Source organism: Enterobacter sp. ECC_219_Taxon_10 (assembly GCF_058354905.1).
Map to the genome: position 1 here is coordinate 961,455 of NZ_CM178005.1, position 21,608 is coordinate 983,062.

Consider the following 21,608-nt stretch of genomic DNA (forward strand, 5'->3'; position numbering starts at 1 on the left):
GCATGGCTTATTCAGGGAGCCGTGCTGTTATGTTTTACAGGACAACGACTATGCAAACTTCTCTGGTTATTGCCAAACGTTACGATCGGTTTTCTCGCCTTCTGCACTGGGTGGTCGCAGCCGTCATTATCTACGCGATGTGCATGGGCTATATTCTGCACGCGCTGGAAGGAACCCGCTGGTTTACCTTCTTTTCCGTGCTGAATATGTCGCTTGGTACCATCGCCACGCCCATCATGATGGTGCGTTTCGTCTGGCGCTTCTTCCGCCCTTCGGTGCCCTATCCGGCCACGGTGGCCGGACGTAAAAAACAGCTGGTCGTATTTATTCATGAGCTGTTTTATCTGACCATAATGGTGGTGCTGGTTAGCGGTTTTCTGATGCTGCAAAAAGATTACAACCTGTTTGGTCTGGTGCCGGTTTCCCGCCCGATTGCCATCGCCGAAGTGAATGCGTTTTTCTTCCAGGTGCATCGCTATAGCTGCATTCTGCTGGGCGTAATTCTGCTTGGGCATGTCGCGGCGGTGTTGAAATACACCTTTAGCGGGCAGCGGGAGATCCTGCAGCGGATGCTGTGAGAAAGAGGCTCACTCCCCCCATCAGATGCGCGGTGTTATCGATCCTTTGAAACAACACCATCCCGCGCATCTGCCTTCCCTGCAGCGTTTGCAGGACAACTTCCCGGGCAAAGCTGTTTTCACCCTGTCTTGAGTACCAGGCGCGAAAATCGGGCAGGAACGACGTATCGCAGTGTGCGTCCAGAAGCGTCAGGGTGCTTAGCGTCTTTTCCTCATCCGGGAAGAGCGCTTCCGTGCTGCCTTGCCAATGGATCTCCTCCTCCGGCATCGAAAGGCGAAACACGACGCATGAACCCGTTTGCGACAGGCGGATCATGATGGCACTGGCGCTGGTCGCGAGCGCCTGCTGCTGTTGGATCCAGCGGCGATACTGATATAAGCAGTTGGCAAAAATCGCCGAAAATACCAGATACCACTGCGCCTGCCAGATTGCCGGTATGAGATCGGGCGTTAGCGTGTAAAAAATCCCTTCCCGCTGCTGGGTCGCCAACACCACAATCAGGTACTGGATAAGCAGCAGAGCGCCGACACCGCGTCCGGAGAGCGCAAACACGCTCAGTAAAACCACCGTTGTTTGCACCAGCAGCAGGTTTAGCCCTTGCCAGAGCGGGGGCAGGAGAAAGTAGCCCGTAATCAGCGCAAGCGTATTCGCGGCAAGGATCAGCGCTTCCCGCCCGTTAACGTGCTGGCGCGACGGCATCTTGTTCTCCCGCAACAGCGGCAGAATGGCGAGAATGCCGGTTAACGCAGCCAGCACCCAGGAAAAAAAATGCAGTGGCGCAATTGGATACCCTGACAGCAGCAGCGCCAGATTAAGCAGCAGGCTGCCGCAAAAAATGCTGAGTATTAACTGCAGGGGATAGACCAGCTCACCAATAATCGGCCTGCGCGCAAAACGCAGCGCAGGCAGCTGCGCATTCAGACGAAAGACGGCGACGCAAAGCGGAAAAATCGCAACGTCGAAAAGGGCGAACAGGCACGCCAGTGCGAGCGGACGGCCTATCCAGACCCCAACAAACACATGCAGCAGGCCAGCGGTAGCCAGCCACAGCGGCCACTCGCGCGGGGCTGTTAGCCATAACGCGGCGAAGAGCAACGGCGCCGGGAACCAGAGCGTGGTGGAGAGGCTCCAGCTATCCCGCGTGTGAAAGCTCAGGAATGCCAGCAGGATATAGAGACCTGAAAAGGCCAGCCAGCGGATGATATTGGTAATCAGCGTTGTTCTCCCACTGAGGCGTTCAGCGTTAATCAGGTATTTATCATTTTAATCTCAATTATTTTATCGTCGCTATTGATACGCTGGGATTTTTTCAAAAGGAATTAACAATGGACTGGCAAAGCGACAAACACGATCCTGCTACCGTTTGGTTTTCACTTTCTTCCCGTGCGGCAGAGCATGAGCAGGGAAAGCAGTGGCATATCGCGGCATTATTGTGGAAAGAGGCGGCGCAATATGCAAAAGTGCATCTGAATATCGAGTGGGCAAACCTGCGCGGTGAATTTTGTGCTTTGCGTGCAAACAGGATGCCTAAATATAACGAGTAGGCTCTGCTATTATCGGATATCGCATGTTCCTCAGAGTGTTGAACCATGGTAGAGAGTGTAATACTCGTTTTTAGTGTTTTACTGGGTGCCGTTATCGGCAGCTTTTGCAACGTCATTATTTATCGGCTCCCCTTGATTCTCCACGGTGAAGCACTTTCTTTATCGTGGCCTGCTTCCCATTGCCCCCGCTGTAAAAACCCCATTAAATTTCGTCACAATGTACCTCTGATTGGCTGGCTGCTGTTGCGTGGACGCTGCGCCAGCTGTGGTCAGGCGATATCGTGGCGCTATCCGCTGGTTGAAGCGCTTATGGCGCTGCTGTACGGGGTGATTATCTGGCAGCAGGGCGTCACGCCGCAAAGCCTGTTCGACGTGCTGGCGGTGACGTTTTTGCTGCCGCTGCTGTTTATCGACCTGCGCACCATGCTCCTGCCCGATCGTCTGACGCTCCCGCTGCTGGCGTTGTCGTTGGCGTTTGCCGCCAGCGGCTATAGCCGGGTTGAGCCAATGCAGGCATTAATCGCCGCTCTGCTGGGCTTTGGTGTGCCCTGGACGCTCTCTTTACTGTTCCGTTTGTTGCGCGGTCATGAAGGTATGGGGATGGGGGATATGAAACTGCTGGCGGCGCTCGGGGCGTGGCTTGGCCCGCTGGCGCTGCTGGATGTTTTTGTTGCCTCTACGCTGCTGGCGCTGGTCACGGCGCTGATTCTGTTGCGGATCAAGCCCGGTCAACCGTTTCCCTTCGGCCCGTATCCGATTATCGCCGCGATAGGGTGGGTGGTGTTATACCGATAAAAAAGCGCCGGAAGGAAGGGGCGATTTCCGGCGCAAAATGATAACGAAAGTGTAGGCAGGGAATGATAATGTGAGGCACGGGTCAGTGAAGACCCGGCCAGAGTTAACTTACAGTATTATTTGCACTCTTTAGGCATGTTGGCAGCACCTTCTTTCTTCCAGACGCCCCATTCGCCATCGGAGCCAGGCTTAACGCCTCGGGTTTCCCAGCTGTTCAGCCAGATGTTGCCTTCATAGCTCACTTTTTCACAAGGTGTCTTGTAAGTCTTGCTGTGGTCCCAGGCTTTTACATCGGTTTGCGCCGGGCGCAGTTTAATCACCTTCGTTGCCGTGGAGACTTTACCGGTATCAGGCGCCGTCACTTTCACCTGCAGCGTCACGTCCACATTGTCGGTATACGGATGTTTACCCATGAGGTTGGTGCTGAAGTTATTCGGTGACGAGATCTGAATCTTATCGGCGTGATTCAGTGCGGACCATTCAATTTTTGCCACCTTTAACGAGTCATTATTTTTGGACACGACTGCGGCAGCAATAACGTCACTGCCAACGATGGTGTCCTGGTTGTTGCCCGTATTGATCTGCACATCAGAAGCCTGCTGCGCTTCCTTCACGGTCACCGTGATATCGTCGGAGCTGGTTTTGCCATTTTTGGCCGTAACCGTCAGGCGATAGGTCACTTTACCGATTTTGCCGGGCTTAATCAGCGCACGGGCTTTTGCCGCGTGGACGGTTGAAACCCATTCGCCACCGTTAGCGACCTGCAACGCACCAATGTCCTGACCAGAGACGATAGTCCATTGATATTTTTCAGCATTGACGCTTGCGGAACCGTTGAGGTCATAACCACGAGAATCACTGTTGCTGGTCACGGTGAAGTCACTGCCTGCCTTCGCCTCCGGTGCCGTGTTACCCGCGTCTGCTTTGGCATTCAGGGTCACGGTTTTTGAATCACTCTCGTTTTTGGCGTTGGTGACGGTCAGCTTAACGTTGACGCTAAAATCGTTCTCAGGTTTAGCCTTCAGGCGAATGCTGGCCTTAGCACTGGTGCTGTTCTCCAGAATGACCTTGTCGGCATTGCTGGTGACGGCCCAGCTGTACTTCAGCTCTTTCCCTGTAGAGGCGCTACCGTCCAGCGACAGCGCGCTGGTTGACAGGTTATGGCTGGATGGCGTGACGTTGGCCACCGGTTTGCTAATGACTTCACCGCCGAAATCAACGTCGATCATCTGATAAAATGCGTTATCGGTATCACGCACGCGCCAGACGGCATAAATTTTCTGTTTACCTTCACGCTCCGGTACATCGCAGGTGTGGGTTTCGAAGCCTGTCGGGATCGAAATATCGGCAGAAGGGTTGCCTGGTGCGTAGGTATAAACCTTGTGGCAGAAAGGTTTATCTTCAAACATCGCTCTGGTCAGGCGCGAATCCGCTCCCGGCATAGAGTGCCAGTCCGGCTTCGTAATGTAATAGGTAAAATAGGTGGTACGGTGCTTAGCCGGTAAATGCCATTTAAACTGGTGCGGGCCCGCAGACATCGGGTTGTTATAGGTATTCTGCTTTTCGTCATCCAGCTTGCTGAAGGCAGGAGTAGCCGTTGAGCCACCGCTTGCGAGTTTTCCATCCTGCGGGAACTGGAACAGCTGTTCGTTAGCGATCGGGGTTGGGCTCATATCGTTGCCAGCCGGGAGCTTTGGCGCTTCCACGGCGTCAGCAGGCCAGACGTTACTATGTTCACCTTTATCATTCATCGGCGGGAAATGAATCACCGAACGGGATTTTGGTTCAAAAACATAGCCATGTGCCAGCGCGCTCGTGGAATACATGCCAATCAATGCCACGGCTAACGCCGACGTAATATTATTCATCTTGAGTAGTTTCAAAATAATCTTCCCTGAATTAATTGAAGGACACTTCTACGTGAGTGAGGGGATTGTTCCCTTTGGCATACACCTTATTCGGCTGAGACTCATCGGGCGTAATCTCGCCGTTGCTGTGCTGGAAACCGGCACGCAGATCGGGATGCTGCTGGTTGATGGCCTGGGCAAGAGCGTAGGACCAGTGTGCCTCTTCGCCAGCAAGAATGGTGACGCGGGTCTCCAGGTCAGGCAGTTCGGTTCCGTCGTTAAAGAAGCGCGCGCGAATCGTTTGCCCTTCAACGACCTTCACTTTCGCACCGTTGACGGCACGTTCCAGTGAACCAAGTTCTTTCATGCAGTTCTGGTGACCCTGTTCGCAGTTTGCCGCTGGCGAGGTCGTGGCGGCGTTGGCTGAAACGCTGACGCCCGCCCCTGCCAGTAATGAGGCAAGGACAAAAGCAGATCCTGTTAATTTCATAAGTTCCCTTATTAATGACTGAACAATAACGAAAGGTAAATCTCACCTGCAGAGCAGGTAAAAAATGGCGTTATTACCGTGTGATAACAGGGACAAATAGTACCGGGAGGAGACAACTGGCTTGAATAAGAGACTTCTCTGGGCCATTAAGAGTCGGGGAGTTTCGGCAGAGAAGAGCGGCCGGTCATGCTGTTAAGAGGCTGGAGAGCGATATGGGCTGAAATGGCCAATATCAATCCTTTACTCTTTATATTCAAATATGAGCGTATATCGTTTTTTTAAATGTCTTTTTTACGAATTTCCTGCGTGTTGAGTTAATAAAATAAAGCCTGGCTTACATCCAGGCTTTACAATTATGTTAACCAAACAGGTATTTAAGGGCAGCTATTATTGGCTGCATCCGACGCTCGCCATGCCCCCCACTCACCGCCGCGTCCCGGCTCTTCTTGTCCGGCATTGACATACCACTGATTCAGCCAGATTTTGCCGTTATGCGATACGCGGGTACATTTCACCGGGTAGGCTATGCGTGAGTTATACGCTTCCGCGTTGTCGTCAGGAATATCAGGTAATTGCGGTTTTTTCACCGTTACGGTGATCTTCTCAGCGCTCACGCTTCCGTCTTTGCCCGTGACGGTTAACCAGTAGGTCGCTTCCCCGTCTGTATTGGCGGGTATAAGCGCCCGGGCGGCAGGGCCTGAAACTTCACGTACCCAGCCTCCGGCCTGTTTCTCCTGTAGCCAGAATTTACCTGTACTGTTTTTGTCGATGGTCCATTTCCAGGAGACGGCATTCTTGCTGGCGCTGCCGTCTAACTGATACGCCCGTGAGGAATCGGTCGTGCCGGTAACGGTAAAGCTTTCTCCCGGCACCGCCTTTACCTCATCCCGATCTTCCTCTTTAAGTTCCAGAATCCTCGCCACCGCTTTCGCCATGTTTGGGTGAGTACCCACTTTCGCTGAATCGCCTGCCGCTAAAGATGTACCGGTTTCCTGCAGGATGGTACGCATCTGTTGAGGCGTGACGGTGATATTATGAGCTTTTGCAATGGCTGACAGGCTGGCGACCACGCCTGCGATAATCGGGTTCGCGGAGGAGGTGCCGGAGAAACTTGAGGTGTATTCCGCGTTTTTTATGCTATGCAAACCGCCATAACCCGTAGTAACCACATCCCAGCATCCCCAGCTGGCGCTGGTCACGCGTGAACCATAGGTACTGAAAGAGGCTTTTTTGCCATTGTCAGCGCAGAATGCACCCGCGATGATCGCACCGGAATCCCGTTTTTTAACGTCAAATTTTCCGTTAAATCCAGCATGATCGAGGTTGATATTGCCATTGCCTGCCGCCTCGATAACGTGCACGCCTTTGTCCGTCAGCGCTTTAATCACGTCATAATAGGCTGGAGCGTTTTCCTGGGGGACATAGCAAGAGGAGGTACAGCCTGTCACATCCCCTCCGCCGGTCTGCATGCCAATTTGCACCACATCTCCTGCCTGGAGTCTGGGGATCATGTTGTAGAGGTGATTGGCCTGCCATTTGACGTACCCCATACGGGCGTTCCACGTCAGGCCTTTGATGCCCGCGTTGATATCTTTCGCCGCCATAATCCCGACGGAGCTGGTGTCGTGATCTTCGCCCGGCGTATAGCGCGTATCACCTTCATGGAAATCGATCGGCGGCAAATTCACATGGCTGGTATTCCACGCATTGTTTTCCATTGAGACCAGCGAAATGCCGCTTCCATCGTGTCCTGAATATTGGCTCACGCTGTCGCGATTTACGCCACCCATGTAATAGCCGGGCCGTTTTTCATCTGGTGATTTGGTGTAATCCTGCAGTCCACGAAAATCCGGGACGGTGGTCCGGTTGGGACTATTCAGGGCATAGCTCAGTCCGGAATAGGGCGGCACGTCGGGAATGTTGACACCCTTCTCCAGCGACACCGGCATGGATTCCGGGTAAGCCAGCTCAATATCTTGTCGCGTCGCCAGTTCATTAATTACGTTATTGATATATGCCGTGTCATATTGCTTATTGGCTGGCAGCGCTATACGTAAGTAACGATTAAAGCCATAGCGTTCATTAAGCGCATCCATCTCGCTTAATTCACTGCTGCGCAAATTATTTGTCGTAAATAACGGACTCACAGACAGGGTACTGTCGCGTAATGAAAAGGGCGATGACTTATTGAGCGTCGTCCCGGGTTTTAATTTCACGATAATGGAGAGATACGAAGTGCCTTCCCAGGCTTGCTCGTGCGTGACGGAGTTCTGCGCAAAAGAGGGGGCACTCAGTAGTGCACAAATTAGCAGGGCCAGTCCAGTTTTATTCATGTCAACGATCGTCCTTATAAAATGCCATCCAGAGTATTGCGGGAACCATCCTGCCATGCGGGGAAATTCCCCTTAAGAAGAAGGTCAGCGATGAAATTGCGAGATGTCTGGCCCGTGTAGAGAATTTCCTGCTCCGGAAAATATAAGGCTGAAATTTGGCTGATGAATTTATGAGGTGGGCTGAAAAAATTGTTAATCATCAATGCATAAGTATTGAATTTAATGAGGAACGGAAAATCTCATGAACATCTCCTGAGTGCTGTATGGAGTTTAAGAATTATCTGGAACTTAATATCACTAACCAGGGAGTTTAATTAATAAGGGATGCGTCACAATGCCCGGTGTTTCATATTGTTCTTTACGTCAAAAATTATCCGTGTGGGTAATCCTCTTACATTATTTATTTTCCATCTTTTTGCTTACGGTCCCTCCCGTCGCGCGGGCGCAAACTGAAACCCGTGCGACCGTTGAAAGCGAAAGCAATCAACCCCTGCGGGATAAAATGGCCGGCATATGGGGAAGCGCCCAACAAAACGGCGCGGGTGATGCCCTGCGCGGCGCGGCAAACAGCGAGGTAAATGCCGCATTAACGCAGGAGGTGGAAGCGTGGTTAAACCATACCGGCGGGAAAGCCCGCGTTACGGCAGATGTCGGTATTGGCGGGAGCGATAGTCGCGATTTTGGGCTGGACTATCTGTGGCCGGTTAAAATCTGGCAACACGACATTCTGTTCACTCAGATGAGTGCACACCGCTGGAACGAGCGCGATATCCTTAACGTCGGCCTGGGCTGGCGACATACCATTAACCCGCATTTGATGGCGGGTGGAAACCTCTTTTTCGATCAGGATGTCACGCGCCACCATAACCGAATGGGGGCGGGCGCCGAGCTGTGGAGCGATGGGATTCGTGCGTCCGCGAACTACTACCTGCCCCTGAGCGGCTGGCGTCATTCTGAAGACAGCATGTTTAATGACGATCCCGACCGCTATGAACTGTATGAACGTGCCGCCCGCGGCTGGGATCTCAATCTTGAGACGGCACTTTCACAGCACGTCGCGCTCAAAATGGGCTGGTTCCAGTGGTATGGCGACAAAGTGGACGTTAACGGCAGCCGCAGCGAGGCCAGCCGCAATCCTCACGGGCTTAACCTCGGGCTTAAGTGGCAACCTGTGCCGCTGGTAGGGGTCAGCGCGGAGCAGAGCATGATTAGCGGGCAGCGGGATAACTTCTCTGTGGGGCTGAATTTCCACTGGGAGTTTGGCCGCAAACTCTCCGAAATGCTGGCAAGTGAAAATGCGGCGGCTTTACCATCGCTGATGCAGTCCCGCACAGAGTTCGTTACCCGTAATAACAACATCGTTCTTGCCTATAAGCAGGAAGAAAAAGACAGACGCCTCTATTTCACCCCTACGGAAAAAACCACGCAGGCTGGCGTGCCGCTGCTTCATGTGGTGAAAGGTGGGCAGGGGGGCGTCATTCGCTACATCTCCTCCAACACGACGATCGCGACCGTGGAGCCGGGCAGCGGTCTGGTGAACCCAACGCATCGGGGCGATGTCACCATCACCGCGACGGAAACGTCACCTGTCGATCCGGAGCACGTGCTAAGTTCCGCCAGCTATCACCTGACCGTAACGCCGGGGGATTTTGCCCCTTCCGTTGAAGGCGTTGCCATTAAAGGGGACATGTCACCCGGCAAGATCCTGGAGGGAAGTTACCTCTATAAATCCAATGAAGGGGAAGATGAAGATCCCGAGCAAACCCGGCTGCGCTGGTATGACGCAGATTCAGGCGAGACGCTGAAGGAAGGGAGTGCCACGTATGAGGTGCAAACGCGTGATATGGCCCGAAGCGTGATCTTCGAAGTCACGCCGGTCAACAAAAAAGGGATCGCGGGGGAGAGTGGGGCGGCGAAAGTTTCCGGTAGCGCAACGATAACCGCCCTGCGTATCGATCATCTGCTTTCACCGGGCGAGATCCGTCGTGACGGCAGCGTGAAGTTCTTCGAAGAAAGTCACGGTGCGTTGCTGCTATTAGCCGAGGTAAAAGACGGTCAGGGCTCTCCGCTGACCGATCAGATGGTGTACTGGCAGAGCAGGAACTCGCTTGGCTCGTTGTCACAAAACAGCGTACGCACCGATGAGCACGGTCAGGCGCTGGTCAAAATAGAAAACATCATGGCGGATGGCGAGGATGAAATCACGGCCTCGTTGATCCCGCCTGCCGGGATCCAGAGCAAAGCCAGTGATAACAGTGTTCAGCAGGAGAAGATGGCGCTGGTTGTCGATTTTGCCCACCCGCTTGCCATCCGCTTCGTGGCGTCTCCCGGGCGTGCAGAAGTTGCCACGGAAAATACGTTCACTATTGAAGTTACCGATCAGGATGGTAAGCCTCTGACGGTTGAAAAAAACGTTACGTGGAGCAGCAACGGTGAAACCCTGAGCGGCAAAACGGATAGCGAGGGAAGAGCATCCATCGCGCTCACCGCGCCGCAAAAAACAGCAGATAAGTGGGTGGTGAATGCCACGGTGGATACCGTGAGTAGCCCGTCCGATCCCGTAAGCCTTGAACCGGGGCCGGTGGCAAAAGTGGTGCTGGAAGTCCCGGAAAACGCGGTTGCTGGCAGCGCGGATCAAACCGTCAGCGCGCAACTGTATGACCGGTTTGATAACGCGGTTATCAGCCGTAAACAGGCTATCGCCTGGCGGATTGAAGGGAGCCAGTTCCGGGAAGCGCCCACCGGAGACAGCGATGAGCGCGGTATTGTCAGTGCAACCGTCGTGGTGCCTGAAAAAGCGCCATCGCAGGTGAAAGTCTACGCCGGTGATGAGCATAAGATTATCAATGTGAATGTCGGGAAGGTGGATCATGTCGAGCTGAAAGGCACGCCAGATACGCTGAATGCCAATGGCAGCAGTACCTCTACTCTAACCGCCATCGCGCTGGATGAGCACAACAATAGCGTGTCGGAGGTTCCCGTGAAGTGGACCCTCATCACGCAGCAGTATGGCGCGCTGAGTAAAACGATTGAAAAAACGGATGCGGACGGCAAAGCGACGGCCACGTTTACGACCGCATCAGCGGGGGGCAATGCGCTAATTGAGGTCGACATCGACGGCAAAAAACAAACGACGCAGCTGACGCTTAACGGTTACCCGATTATCCGCAGCATCACGCTGAATAAAACCGCCGGGCTGAAGGTCGGCGACACGGTAAGCGTGGAAAAGGTGGACGTGGAGCAGAACGGCGGTGGCGAGGTGACGCTGAGCTACCAGTGGCATCGTGACGGTGGCGCGATCGATGCCGCCACGTCGGGCAGTTATCGCCTGACGGAGCAGGACACGGGGGCGACCCTCTTTGTGGCGGTAACTGCCACCAACGCGGCCAAAAATGAAGGGTATAAGGCGTCGTCGAACACGGAGCCGGTGGTCGGGAAGGCATCGACCGTGACGGTGAGCGCCAGCGCGGACAGCGTGGACGCGAACGGGCTTAACACCATTACCTACACCGCCACGGCGAAGGACACCTTCGGCCGTGCGGTCGTGGGCGAGGCGATTACCTGGGATATCGACAAGCCGGAGCTGGTGAGCCGGGGAGAGGCCAGCGCTGTTACCGATCCGGAAGGCACGGGAACGATGACCGTAACCACGAAAAAGACCGGCGGAACCGTCACGGTGAGCGCCACGGTCAATGGTAAAAAAGGCGAGTCCGGCGCGGTGCTGAAAGGGATTCCAACAATTAAAAGCATCACCCTGAACAAAACCGCCGGGCTGAAGGTCGGCGACACGGTAAGCGTGGAAAAGGTGGACGTGGAGCAAAACGGCGGCGGCGAGGTGACGCTGAGCTACCAGTGGCATCGTGACGGTGGCGCGATCGACGGTGCCACGTCGGGCAGTTATCACCTGACGGAGCAGGACGCGGGGGCAACCCTCTTTGTGGCGGTAACCGCCACCAACGCGGACAAAAATGAGGGGTATAAGGCGTCGTCGAAAACGGAGCCGGTGGTCGGGAAGGCATCGACCGTGACGGTGAGCGCCAGCGCGGACAGCGTAGAGGCGAACGGGCTGAACACCATTACCTACACCGCCACGGCGAAGGACCGCTTTGGCCGTGCGGTAGTCGGCGAGGCGATTGTCTGGGATATCGACAAACCGGAGCTGGTAAGCCGGGGAGAGGCCAGCGCTGCTACCGGCGCGGAAGGCGCGGGAACGATGACCGTCACCACGAAAAGGACCGGTGGAACCGTCACCGTGAGCGCCACGGTTAACGGGAAAAAAGGTGAGTCCGACGTTGAGGTTTATGGCACACCGTGGGTGACAGACCTGCATATCTCCGGCACACCGGAGGTGGGGCAGACCCTGAGGGCGGAATACACCTTCACGGCAAACGGGGCCGGTACGGATGCCTCCACCTGGCAGTGGCAGTGGAAGGAGGGTGAAGCATGGAAAAATGCTGAAGACGGAACGGCAAAAACCTTCACGCTACCGGACAGCTATGCGGGTTACAGCGTGCGGGTGGTGGTGACGCCGAAGGGCAGCAGTCACCCGTCGCTGACCGGGACGGTACAGGAGAGCCAGGCGGTGGCGGCGTACGGCGCCCCAGCGGTGGAGGGCCTGCGTATCTCCGGCACGCCGGAGGTGGGGCAGAACCTGAGAGCGGATTATACCTTTATGGCGAACGGAACCGGTGCGGATGCCTCAACCTATATCTGGGCGAGGTACGAGAAAACCAGCTGGATGCCGATTGAGGGGGCAACGGGTCGGGAATATACCCTCCGGGCCGAAGATGCGGGTTACAGCATTAAAGTGACGGTAATACCGAAGGGCAGCAGCCAGCCGACGCTGACCGGCGCGGTCCAGCATAGCTCCGCACAGGATGTTTATGGCGCGCCCTCGGTGACAGATCTGCGTCTCTCGGGCACGCCGGAGGTGGGTCAGGCCTTAAGGGCAGAATACACCTTCATAGCGAACGGAACCGGTGCGGATGCCTCAACCTATATCTGGGCGAGGTACGAGAAAACCAGCTGGATGCCAATCGAGGGGGCCACCGATCGGGAATATACCCTCCGGGCCGAAGATGCGGGTTACAGCATTAAAGTGACGGTAATACCGAAGGGCAGCAGCCAGCCGACGCTGACCGGGACGGTTCAGAGCAGCCCGGAGGTGAACGCTTTTGGGGCGCCTTCGGTGACGAATCTGAGGATTTCCGGCACGCCGGAGGTGGGTCAGGCCTTAAGGGCAGAATACACCTTCACGGCGAACGGAACCGGTACAGATGCCTCAACTTATATCTGGGCGAGGTACGAGAAAACCAGCTGGATGCCGATCGAGGGGGCAACGGGTCGGGAATATACCCTCCGGGCCGGAGATGCGGGTTACAGCATTAAAGTGACGGTAATACCGAAGGGCAGCAGCCAGCCGATGCTGACCGGGACGGTACAGAGCAGCCCGGAGGTGAACGCTTTTGGGGCGCCTTCGGTGACGAATCTGAGGATTTCCGGCGCGCCGGAGGTGGGTAAGGTCCTCAGGGCTGAATACACCTATACGGCAAACGGAAGCGGTACGGATAACTCTACCTATATCTGGGGGAGGTACGAGAAAACCAGCTGGATGCCGATCGAGGGGGCAACCGGCCGGGAATATACTCTGCGGGCCGGAGATGCAGGTTACAGCATTAAAGTGACGGTAATACCGCAGGGCAGCAGTCAGCCACAGCTGCAGGGCGAGACACAACATAGCCCGACGGTAGATGCGTATGGCGCGCCGACGGTGACGAACCTGAGTATTTCCGGTACGCCGGAGGTGGGGCAGACCCTGAGAGCGGATTACACCTTTACGGCGAACGGTACCGGTGCAGATGCGTCTACCTACATCTGGGGGAGATACGAGAAAACCAGCTGGATGCCGATTGAGGGGGCAACGGATCGGGAATATACCCTTCAGGCCGGGGATGCTGGGCACAGCATTAAAGTGACGGTAGTACCGGGAGGCAGTACTCAGCCGTCGCTGCCCGGCGCGGTGCAGAACAGCCCGGCGGTAGACGTTTATGGTGCGCCTTCGGTAACTGATCTGCACATCTCCGGGACGCCGAAGGTGGGGCAGACCCTGAGGGCAGAATACACCTTCAAGGCAAATGGGGCCGGGACGGATGCGTCCACCTTCCAGTGGCAATGGCAGGACGGTGCTGCATGGAAAAATGCCGCAGGCGGCACGGCAAGTACGTTCACGCTGCCGGACAGCTATGCGGGCTATAGCGTGCGCGTGGTGGTAACGCCGAAGGGAAGCAGTCACCCGTTGCTGACCGGTGTGGCACAGGAAAGTCCGCCGATGGCAGCCTATGGTGCGCCAGTAGTGACGGGGCTACGTATTTCCGGCACGCCGAAGGTGGGGCAGACCCTGAGGGCGGAATACACCTTCAAGGAAAACGGGGCCGGTACGGACGCCTCCGGCTTCCAGTGGCAGTGGCAGGACGGGGCAACATGGAAGAACGCCGCAGGCGGCACGGCAAGCACGTTCACGCTGCCGGACAGCTATGCGGGTTACAGCGTGCGGGTCGTCGTAACGCCGAAGGGCGCTGGCCAGCCGTTGCTGCCCGGAACGGTACAGAATAGCCCGGCGGTAGCGGTATATGGCGTGCCGTCTGTGGTGGGGCTGAGGATCTCCGGCACGCCGGAGGTGGGGCAGACGCTGAGCGCGGAATATACCTTCACGGCAAACGGATCGGGTTCGGATGCCTCCACCAGGCAGTGGCAGTGGAGGGATGGTCAGACGTGGAGAAATGTTGCAGGCGGCACGGCAAAAACGTTTACGCTGCCGGACAGCTATGCGGGCTATGACGTGCGGGTAGCCGTAAAGCCTAAAGGTTCAGGGCAACCTGAGCCCGGCAATGAGGTCTTTAGTAATGCTGTTACCATAAGATCTAAGCCCGTGCCTTTCGTTACAAATTTGGGATACAGCGGCAAAACCGGGGCCTGTAACAGAATAACGGCAACCTACACTTATAATGCTAATGGCGGAGCATCTGAAGGCAACACTATATTTCAGTGGAAATGGGGAAGCACCGTCGTTTCCAACGTACAAGGCGTTACTTTAGGCTATTGGGGTGAGGTCACACTGTATGTGACGCCAGTAAATAAAGACGGTATCAGAGGTAAGACGGAATCAAAAACGTTTAAAAACACGGGATCAAGTACCTGTGATTGGTAAGTAGGTTAATTCTTTCTGAGGTACTTTTGTAAACAGGGGGGCATAAGCCCCCCTGAATCCTACCTGTCGAATATTTGTTTACGGAGCACAGGGATAAAATTCATGAATAATGTTTATCCTGAAAAGCAAGCATCACTACTCATCGGTGATGCAGCCACGCATTTATCCTTGCAGGGTATTAATATTGATCATGTTTCGCTCAGTCATTACCTGAGTAAAAAACTTGAGTATGCCAGGCGTATTGATGATTGCCTGTATGCTGAGGTGATTTATCTGGCACTTTCAATGTTGAAGGAAAACGCTCAGCCCTGCGGGCAATGCTGTTGTCAATATTATGAGTGGCTTGATACATCTAACGGTTAAAGGCATGGCTTTTAATTCGCTTTCAAAGCTGATTATTACTGCTTCGGGCAATTTTCACTTCTTCAGCAAAATCCAACGCTTCTTTGTAATCAAAACGACGCGTCTTTGCGTTATGCCTGCCGGGTAACGGTGCCGGTATTTTCACGCCGAATAGCTCACCTGTCGTCATCAGCGCATAAACTAATTCAGCTTCAGTGACATCGGCCATCTTCGCCATAATATTCGTCCTGATACAAAAACTTAACTTCACGTTTAGTCCTCCGTTTGCAAAAGCGTTTCAGTCATGTTGCCTTCTGTAAAAATCGATAATGCTGTCGAGATTGGGTCGCATAAAGTTCATGGCGTCGATGGTTTCACACCAGCCCGAAAGGGATTCATTTGCTCTTACATACCATGCATGCTGTTCGCTTCGGGGGTGATGACCTGTAATCAAAACAAGCATGTCGGGTTTAATTCTTCTGATGAACTCCAGATACTTCACCAGATGCACCTTCGTGCCAAACGTGTCAGCATCAATAATGCAAAGTATTTTATCTCTGGCGATAAAGTAATAGCGTGCAATTTCCGCAAGCCCTTTTTCAAATAAAAAAGAGTTTGTTCGCACGCAAACCCGAATTTTTTCAGGAGGCTGTTTAACTGAATAATCCATCTTTTGTCTCGCTCATCATGGTACAAAATATGAGATGGCTTTCAAGGCTACTATTCCAGACTAAAGGCTGGCAAGGCATTATATTCATTACTCAGAATAAAATAAGATGGGATTGGTATTGTGATTATTAAGAATCCTCTCTTTGTCTATGAGCTAACAATAAATAACCGCTGATATTATTCAGAGCCATGTTCTACTGCCTGGCACATTAAGATATGGTCAGTGTTGTGCAAAGTTGTAATTTTTATTTTTTTCAAAGATGATTTTTTCATGACAAAGAAAGTCTTAGCATTAGCAATGCTTAGCATTTTTTCACAGCATCAGTATGTGCCAGTGATTACGCGCGTATGATCAACATTGAAAATCCTGACCATCTGAAAATCAGGATTTATAATGCTATCTATGAAGAGGGTAACAATAGTGATTTTATTACCCATGTCTGGTTTGGTAACGAAGAAAACGGCGTCAACTTACAGGCAAACGGTAAAAAGTGTAGTTATAAGAAAAAGAATTACCGTTTCGTTAACTCTCCCGTGGTCACCATTATTAATGATTCATCTTTAAATCTGCGACCCTATTTTTCTGTTAACGGGAGCGATTTTTTTGCTGCCGGCAGCTCGATCATCCCCAACGGGATCCGAATGTTTACCGGGGACAGTGGCACATGGAAAAAACAGGGCGTTCGCCACGGTGATAACCTGAAAGTGAAGTTTAGCTACGCGCTGGCTGAGCCGGGTTCACAAAAAGAGGTCATCTGTCCCTCGCTGGACTCCTTAACAGAAAACCAGCTTTATCGTCTTCAGGGTGGGGAGCAAAATGCGCTCTGCGCCCTTGAGAGTAACGAGATTCAGATAAAAAACGATCGTATTCAAAAAGCTAACAAAGCCGTCAGGCAACATCTCAAAAGCGTGTTGCCTGACGCGTCATAGTCTTATGGAATGGCGGTCATCACCCATTGTGGTCGATATTTTTGCTCCCCACCTTTGATATCACACCAGGCCATTAGCGGGTCGGTAACAGCGCCAGTTTTTTCATAGAGTAACATTGTACTGCTCTCCGGGTTGGGTTCGGATGCTTTAACCCCTGCGGGTAGCCACCATTTGCAGGCAAACTGAGAAACATCGGGTATGGAGCCCGGATCCGGAATGACCTGCGCCACATTGACGCTCGCATAACCTTTCAATGATTTCTGGGCGGCAGCCACCTGGTCTTTAATGATAAAAGACGTATCGGGAATCGCGCCGTCAGGAAAGAATGCTTTAATCTGCGGCCAGATCCGGGCAATCGGCATTGCCTGGTTATAACCATTCACCAGCTCACCGCTGGTACTGAGTGCCAGAACGCGTTGCGTGTAGTTATCGATCAACGGCGCACCTACGCCCGGCTTCATAGGGTTGTTCTTATTACCCATATCGTTGTTGTATGTGCTACAACGATGCCGGAACTGACCCGCTTCGCGGTCGTATAGCTCAATAGCACAGTGGGTGCTATCTGACTTATTCACTGCAGCATACAAACGCGCATTATCTTTTTTAAACTGCGCCTGCGGCAGATAAAATTCGGTTTTTTGGGTGGCAATGTCGTTAGCCTTCGTCTCATCTCTTGGATCAATTCCTAAATAACCCAGTGATTTGACAAAATCTTCCTGCGCTTTATCGCCCGCAAAATCTAACGACAATAAACGATATTTACCATCTCTGCTGGATGACTTGCCAAACGCTTTCACTTTGGCCGTTTTCTTTATCTGATAACTGGTGCAATCATTTGGATTGACCTCAACCTCCTGAACAAACCAGACCTCTGTAGTTCTTACCTTTTTATCTTCTTTTAACGGGAAACTGCTCAATACCAGCAGGTCACCATCAACCCCTTTTTCGCCGATGCGCCATCCGGTATTGTAATGCGGTTTTTCTCGGTCATAGGTGTCGCGGATCACCGCGACGGGTTTTGTATAGTTATAGATAAAAGGTGAGTCTTTAAAGCAGGAGTGCGGGAGCGGGTTTTTGTCACCCGGAATGATATTAAACAATGACATATCCTGAAGCGCTGGCTCGCCCCTGACCTGGAAGGCAATTTCGGCCTGTCGGGAAGAGGGAAGTGCAGAACCATCGGCAGCTAACAACCTTACCGTTACGCTATCACCAAAGATGGATAATGCATCGAAACTGACATGGTGCTCATCTGAGCCGCTCAGAATTTTCTCAGCCGCATAACGGTAAACTTCGTTGTTATTTTTACCTGCAATTTCCACTATCGCATCGGCGGGCAGGTTAGCATACGAGATATGGACATCAAGCAGCGCCGCATCTTCTATAACAACCGTCTCTTGCGTTTTATTTTGATTAAGATAATTATCAGCGGCCTCCAGTGGGGTATTCGTTGCATGATTATTTACCGTTATTGCCTGCTCGCCTGCAAATACAGGAAGGATGCTTAGAGATCCCACGGCCAGTGAAATAAGAAGGTAAGCCAGTCGTTTTTTTGGCATATACGCACTCTCCAGTTTGTGTATTTCCGCACGTCCAGAGTGACGATCAATAACATGCCCGCCATGGCCCCGCTGGTAAGAAAAAGATATATTTTTATGATATTGTGTCTAACACCGTATTATTCCATTAGCGACCACAGGACGCAGGCAGCGGGGCCTGCGGATCGCTCTCTACCTGAAATTTCCAGTCGTAATACGTTTTGGCTTTGGCAAACTGTTTTGGATCGTGACGAAAGCCGGTTTTTTTCCGTGGTGTACCTTTTCCGAGACTGCGCACGCCAATCCATCGCCCCTGAGGGTCGAGGATCATTCCCCAGTTTTTACTCCCGGTTAGCGGGTCGGCGTAGTGCTGGCGCAGGTGATAAAGCGGTTTTCGCCCGCGTTTATCAATAAGTAGCTGTTCAAAACGCACGGGAAAACAGCCATCACCGTTGCCGCGGTAGGCTTGTATTGCTGCGCGGATTTGATCGCCGCGAAATAAAAGCTCAGCCTCCTGCTGCGCCTGATAACGCATCTGCACCTCGTCGCGGCTTTTCAGCAGCGACAACGCCAGCGTGGAGAGCGCAATCAGCAGCAAAAGATAGGTAAAGCCTCCCTGTTGTTTAATCGAACGCATCGGGATGATCCTGCCCGGGTTTAGGTGGCGTCTCGACGTCAATAATTTGCCCTTCGTCATCGGTCTTCGCTTCCCAGATATCGCGGCGGTTGGTGATCGGATCCAGCGGCATCTGGCGCAGGTAACCGGCCTCGATCAGATCCTCCAGGCTGTACGGCCCTGCCAGGCGATCGCGGCGGTAGTGATCGATCGCGCTGCGCAGCGCATGCAGGTTATGCTCGCGCACCACCTCTTTGGCTCTGTCCGCGTGCTGGAAAAATCGTGGGGCGACAAGGGTCATCAATGTCGCGATGATTGCCATCACCACCAGCAGCTCGATGAGCGTAAAACCTTTTTCACCATTGCGCATAGGGCACTCCATTCAAACCGCTGGCCGTACTGGTGCTGCTGACATCAAACACGTCTTTCCCTCCGCCGCTGAAATCGCCGGGTGGCTGTGTGGATGCGCGTAACCGCCAGGTCTCTTCATCATTTTTTCCCTCGCAATCGCACATCGGATCGCGCGGAATATGGCGCAGAAAGTAGATCATCGCGCCAGTGGGCGACGTCTTATCCCGCACGCCTTCCACCAGGCTTTTTAGCGACGGCGGGTATCCGGATTCGCTGGTTTTTTTCTCAATGATGCCGTCCACGCTTGCCTGGTGATAACGGTCAATGGCATCGCGCAGCGTGCGAAGCGACTCGCGTAGCTGCGTCTCCTGCTGCCGCTGGTGGTAGTTACGCATCAGCGGCGCAGCGGCAGCGGCAAGCGTGGCGAGTAGCGCCAGCGTGACGATCATCTCAATCAAGGTAAAACCGCGCTGGCGCTGCATTACGATGCTCCGTTTTCCGTTTCAGACTCATCGAGGATCGGTGGCGGCAGGGTTGCCGCGCGGTCAGGGAAATGGGCTGGCGGCGCAAGCGCCGGTGCGGTGAACCCGCTGCCAGGTTCCTCGCGCTGCAGGTCGCGCAGCTGGATGCTGTCGCCCGTTAAATCGTCGCTGCCCATCTCAATGGTACTGACGTGGCTTCCCGGTAAATCGAGGTTGCGTTCGATGGTCGGCGTAATTAACAGCACGACCTCCGTGCGCTCTTTATTGTCGGAATTGCTGCTAAACAGGCGGCCCAGCCCTGGGATGTCACTTAATAATGGCGTTCCTTTTTGGGTCGTGGTTTCATCCTGCTTGATCAGCCCTGCCAGCATCTGGGTCTCGCCGTTCATACTGCTGAGCGTGGTATTGGCTTCGCGTTTCGTGGTGCGGTAATACTTTGCGCCGTTCTCGCCGGGTTCCTCGGCACCCAGGGCACTGAGCGTGAACTTCACCTCCATTGAGATATTGTCATCCATACTGACTTCCGGAGTGACTTCCAGCTTCAGGCCGACATCCTGATAATCCACTTTCTGTTGCGAAATACCGTCGTTGACGGTTGTGGTCAGTACCGGGATAGTTTGACCAATATCGACCAATGCTTTTTTATTGTTTTTCACCCGGATCCGCGGGTTTGCCAGCACTCTGGCGTTGCTCAACACCTTTTTCATGTCAATGGTCATATTGTCGACATCGACCATGATATTTTTGGCGCTCAGGTCGCCCAGCGGGATCCCACTTCCCTTTAAATCACCGTCTTTACTTTTGGCAAAACCCGCGCTGATGGTTTGCGGCAGCTTCACGCCAAGCGCTTCAAGATCGTTGGTATTCACCTCCAGCACCTCAACGGCCAGCGTGACCTCCGCTTCAGGCCGGTCGAGCGTCACTAACAGGCGCTCCGCTTTTTCCACGCTCTCTTTTGGTCCGCGCAGGGTGACGGAGTTGGTTCGCTCATCAACGTGCACATCCTTCAGCTTGACCATGTTGCGCAGGGCGACATTGACATCTTTCGCTTTCGCGTAGCCCAGGAAGATGGTTTTGACGACCACGTCACGATAGATCTTCTCTTTTTGCGCGGTAGCGGGGTAGATCAGCAACGTATTGCTGTTCAGCACTTTTTTCCGCAGGTTATTCGACAACAGCAGCACGTTGATGGCATCTTCCGCAGTGGTGCGTTTGGCGATAAGGCTGCCGGTGGTGCTGGAAGAAATATCTTTGTCGAAGATGATATTGACCCCGGTCATCTGGCTGATGGTGTTAAAGATGGCCATCAGACTGTGCTCGCGAAAATTAAGCGCAATCGTTTTTTGCAGCTCCCGGTTCAGACGCTGCTCCGGCTGGTTGATCCGTGAAACCTCACGCATCAGATGATCGCGCAGGGCGCGCGCCTGTGGCCAGTTAGGGTCCTCTTCCAGCACCTGCTGGATTTTGTGCAGCGCGCGTGCCGGGTCGCGGGTGCTGTTAGCCACCGCCTCCTTATACAACGTGTCCAGCGCCCGACGGGCATCGAGTTTACGTAGCCCCTGCAGGGCGCGCAGGTTGCCGGGCTCATAGGTAAGCGCATCGCGCCACATTTGCGTCGCCAGGGTGTAGTTATTCTGACGCACCGCGAGATCGGCATTTTTCAGGTAGTCATTTACCAGCTTTTTGCTGATATCAGCCTGCTCGGCGCGAAGCGCAATATCCTGCGGACTGGCGATGCGCTGTTGGTCTATTTCCTTCAGCCGCTTAACCAGTACCTGTGGCGAGGCGGTCACCGATTCCCGGGCCGGAGGCGCCGCACGTTGTGCACAGCCGCTCAGTAGCGCGCATGACAACAAAAAAGTGAGAGCAATTGTTTTTTTCATGA

17 protein-coding genes are annotated in these 21,608 nt (G+C 53.6%); 6 read left to right on the forward strand and 11 right to left on the reverse strand.

Translation table 11 applies throughout. From position 1 onward, the window contains the following. Window positions 1–50: 50 nt before the first annotated feature. Entirely contained in the window at window positions 51–578 is a 528-nt protein-coding gene (locus AC4ICF_RS04455; RefSeq protein WP_028015621.1) for a cytochrome b, read from the forward strand. Here the strand turns inward: AC4ICF_RS04455 and AC4ICF_RS04460 are convergent. Beyond that, window positions 541–1,674 (reverse strand): hypothetical protein, encoded by a 1,134-nt coding sequence (locus AC4ICF_RS04460; protein WP_316380293.1) that lies wholly within the window; start codon window positions 1,672–1,674, stop codon window positions 541–543. The genes AC4ICF_RS04455 and AC4ICF_RS04460 overlap by 38 nt on opposite strands. Before the next feature lie 230 nt (window positions 1,675–1,904). Here AC4ICF_RS04460 and AC4ICF_RS04465 point away from each other — a divergent pair, with 230 nt between their 5' ends. Then, window positions 1,905–2,123 carry an ANR family transcriptional regulator gene (locus AC4ICF_RS04465; RefSeq protein WP_116344043.1) on the forward strand — a complete coding sequence of 73 codons (219 nt, stop codon included), beginning with the start codon at window positions 1,905–1,907 and terminating at the stop codon, window positions 2,121–2,123. Between the two features lie 45 nt (window positions 2,124–2,168). Further along, window positions 2,169–2,918, forward strand: coding sequence for a prepilin peptidase (locus tag AC4ICF_RS04470; protein ID WP_316380294.1), 750 nt, complete (start codon window positions 2,169–2,171; stop codon window positions 2,916–2,918). A gap of 116 nt (window positions 2,919–3,034) precedes the next feature. Here AC4ICF_RS04470 and AC4ICF_RS04475 read toward each other — a convergent pair whose 3' ends face one another. The 3 genes from AC4ICF_RS04475 to AC4ICF_RS04485 all read right to left on the reverse strand — a co-directional run bounded on the left by AC4ICF_RS04475 (window position 3,035) and on the right by AC4ICF_RS04485 (window position 7,588). Then, window positions 3,035–4,801 carry a lytic polysaccharide monooxygenase gene (locus AC4ICF_RS04475; protein WP_316380295.1) on the reverse strand — a complete coding sequence of 589 codons (1,767 nt, stop codon included), beginning with the start codon at window positions 4,799–4,801 and terminating at the stop codon, window positions 3,035–3,037. Window positions 4,802–4,817: 16 nt separating this feature from the next. Further along, window positions 4,818–5,255 carry a hypothetical protein gene (locus tag AC4ICF_RS04480; RefSeq protein WP_302221107.1) on the reverse strand — a complete coding sequence of 146 codons (438 nt, stop codon included), beginning with the start codon at window positions 5,253–5,255 and terminating at the stop codon, window positions 4,818–4,820. A 374-nt stretch (window positions 5,256–5,629) separates the two neighbouring features. Beyond that, entirely contained in the window at window positions 5,630–7,588 is a 1,959-nt protein-coding gene (locus AC4ICF_RS04485; RefSeq protein ID WP_316380296.1) for a S8 family serine peptidase, read from the reverse strand. 502 nt (window positions 7,589–8,090) lie between these two features. On the opposite strand from AC4ICF_RS04485, the gene AC4ICF_RS04490 reads away from it, so the two are divergent. Together AC4ICF_RS04490 and AC4ICF_RS04495 are read left to right on the forward strand one after the other, a co-directional pair. Continuing rightward, entirely contained in the window at window positions 8,091–14,795 is a 6,705-nt protein-coding gene (locus tag AC4ICF_RS04490) for an inverse autotransporter beta domain-containing protein (protein WP_439209923.1), read from the forward strand. A 102-nt stretch (window positions 14,796–14,897) separates the two neighbouring features. After that, entirely contained in the window at window positions 14,898–15,158 is a 261-nt protein-coding gene (locus AC4ICF_RS04495) for a hypothetical protein (protein WP_316380298.1), read from the forward strand. 22 nt (window positions 15,159–15,180) lie between these two features. Here the strand turns inward: AC4ICF_RS04495 and AC4ICF_RS04500 are convergent, their stop codons facing one another. Both AC4ICF_RS04500 and AC4ICF_RS04505 read right to left on the reverse strand, forming a co-directional pair. Further along, a complete protein-coding gene (locus AC4ICF_RS04500; RefSeq protein WP_316380299.1) occupies window positions 15,181–15,375 on the reverse strand; it encodes a hypothetical protein in 195 nt (64 codons plus the stop codon). Between the two features lie 60 nt (window positions 15,376–15,435). Beyond that, window positions 15,436–15,807 carry a hypothetical protein gene (locus AC4ICF_RS04505; protein ID WP_316380300.1) on the reverse strand — a complete coding sequence of 124 codons (372 nt, stop codon included), beginning with the start codon at window positions 15,805–15,807 and terminating at the stop codon, window positions 15,436–15,438. Between the two features lie 347 nt (window positions 15,808–16,154). On the opposite strand from AC4ICF_RS04505, the gene AC4ICF_RS04510 reads away from it, so the two are divergent. Beyond that, window positions 16,155–16,736: a hypothetical protein gene (locus AC4ICF_RS04510; protein ID WP_316380301.1), complete on the forward strand. Its 582-nt coding sequence runs from the start codon at window positions 16,155–16,157 to the stop codon at window positions 16,734–16,736. Between the two features lie 2 nt (window positions 16,737–16,738). On the opposite strand, the gene AC4ICF_RS04515 is transcribed toward AC4ICF_RS04510, so the two are convergent. From AC4ICF_RS04515 to AC4ICF_RS04535, 5 genes are all read right to left on the reverse strand, one after another. After that, window positions 16,739–18,295 carry a hypothetical protein gene (locus AC4ICF_RS04515; RefSeq protein WP_316380302.1) on the reverse strand — a complete coding sequence of 519 codons (1,557 nt, stop codon included), beginning with the start codon at window positions 18,293–18,295 and terminating at the stop codon, window positions 16,739–16,741. A 127-nt stretch (window positions 18,296–18,422) separates the two neighbouring features. Further along, window positions 18,423–18,911 (reverse strand): hypothetical protein, encoded by a 489-nt coding sequence (locus AC4ICF_RS04520; protein ID WP_316380303.1) that lies wholly within the window; start codon window positions 18,909–18,911, stop codon window positions 18,423–18,425. Continuing rightward, window positions 18,898–19,260: a type II secretion system protein gene (locus tag AC4ICF_RS04525; protein ID WP_080442026.1), complete on the reverse strand. Its 363-nt coding sequence runs from the start codon at window positions 19,258–19,260 to the stop codon at window positions 18,898–18,900. Before AC4ICF_RS04525 ends, AC4ICF_RS04520 begins: the two co-directional genes overlap by 14 nt. Next, window positions 19,247–19,723 carry a type II secretion system protein gene (locus tag AC4ICF_RS04530; protein WP_061099126.1) on the reverse strand — a complete coding sequence of 159 codons (477 nt, stop codon included), beginning with the start codon at window positions 19,721–19,723 and terminating at the stop codon, window positions 19,247–19,249. The genes AC4ICF_RS04525 and AC4ICF_RS04530 overlap by 14 nt, the downstream gene beginning before the upstream one ends. Further along, window positions 19,723–21,606 (reverse strand): secretin GspD/PilQ domain-containing protein, encoded by a 1,884-nt coding sequence (locus AC4ICF_RS04535; RefSeq protein WP_439209925.1) that lies wholly within the window; start codon window positions 21,604–21,606, stop codon window positions 19,723–19,725. The genes AC4ICF_RS04530 and AC4ICF_RS04535 overlap by 1 nt, the downstream gene beginning before the upstream one ends. Between the last annotated feature and the right edge of the window lie 2 nt (window positions 21,607–21,608).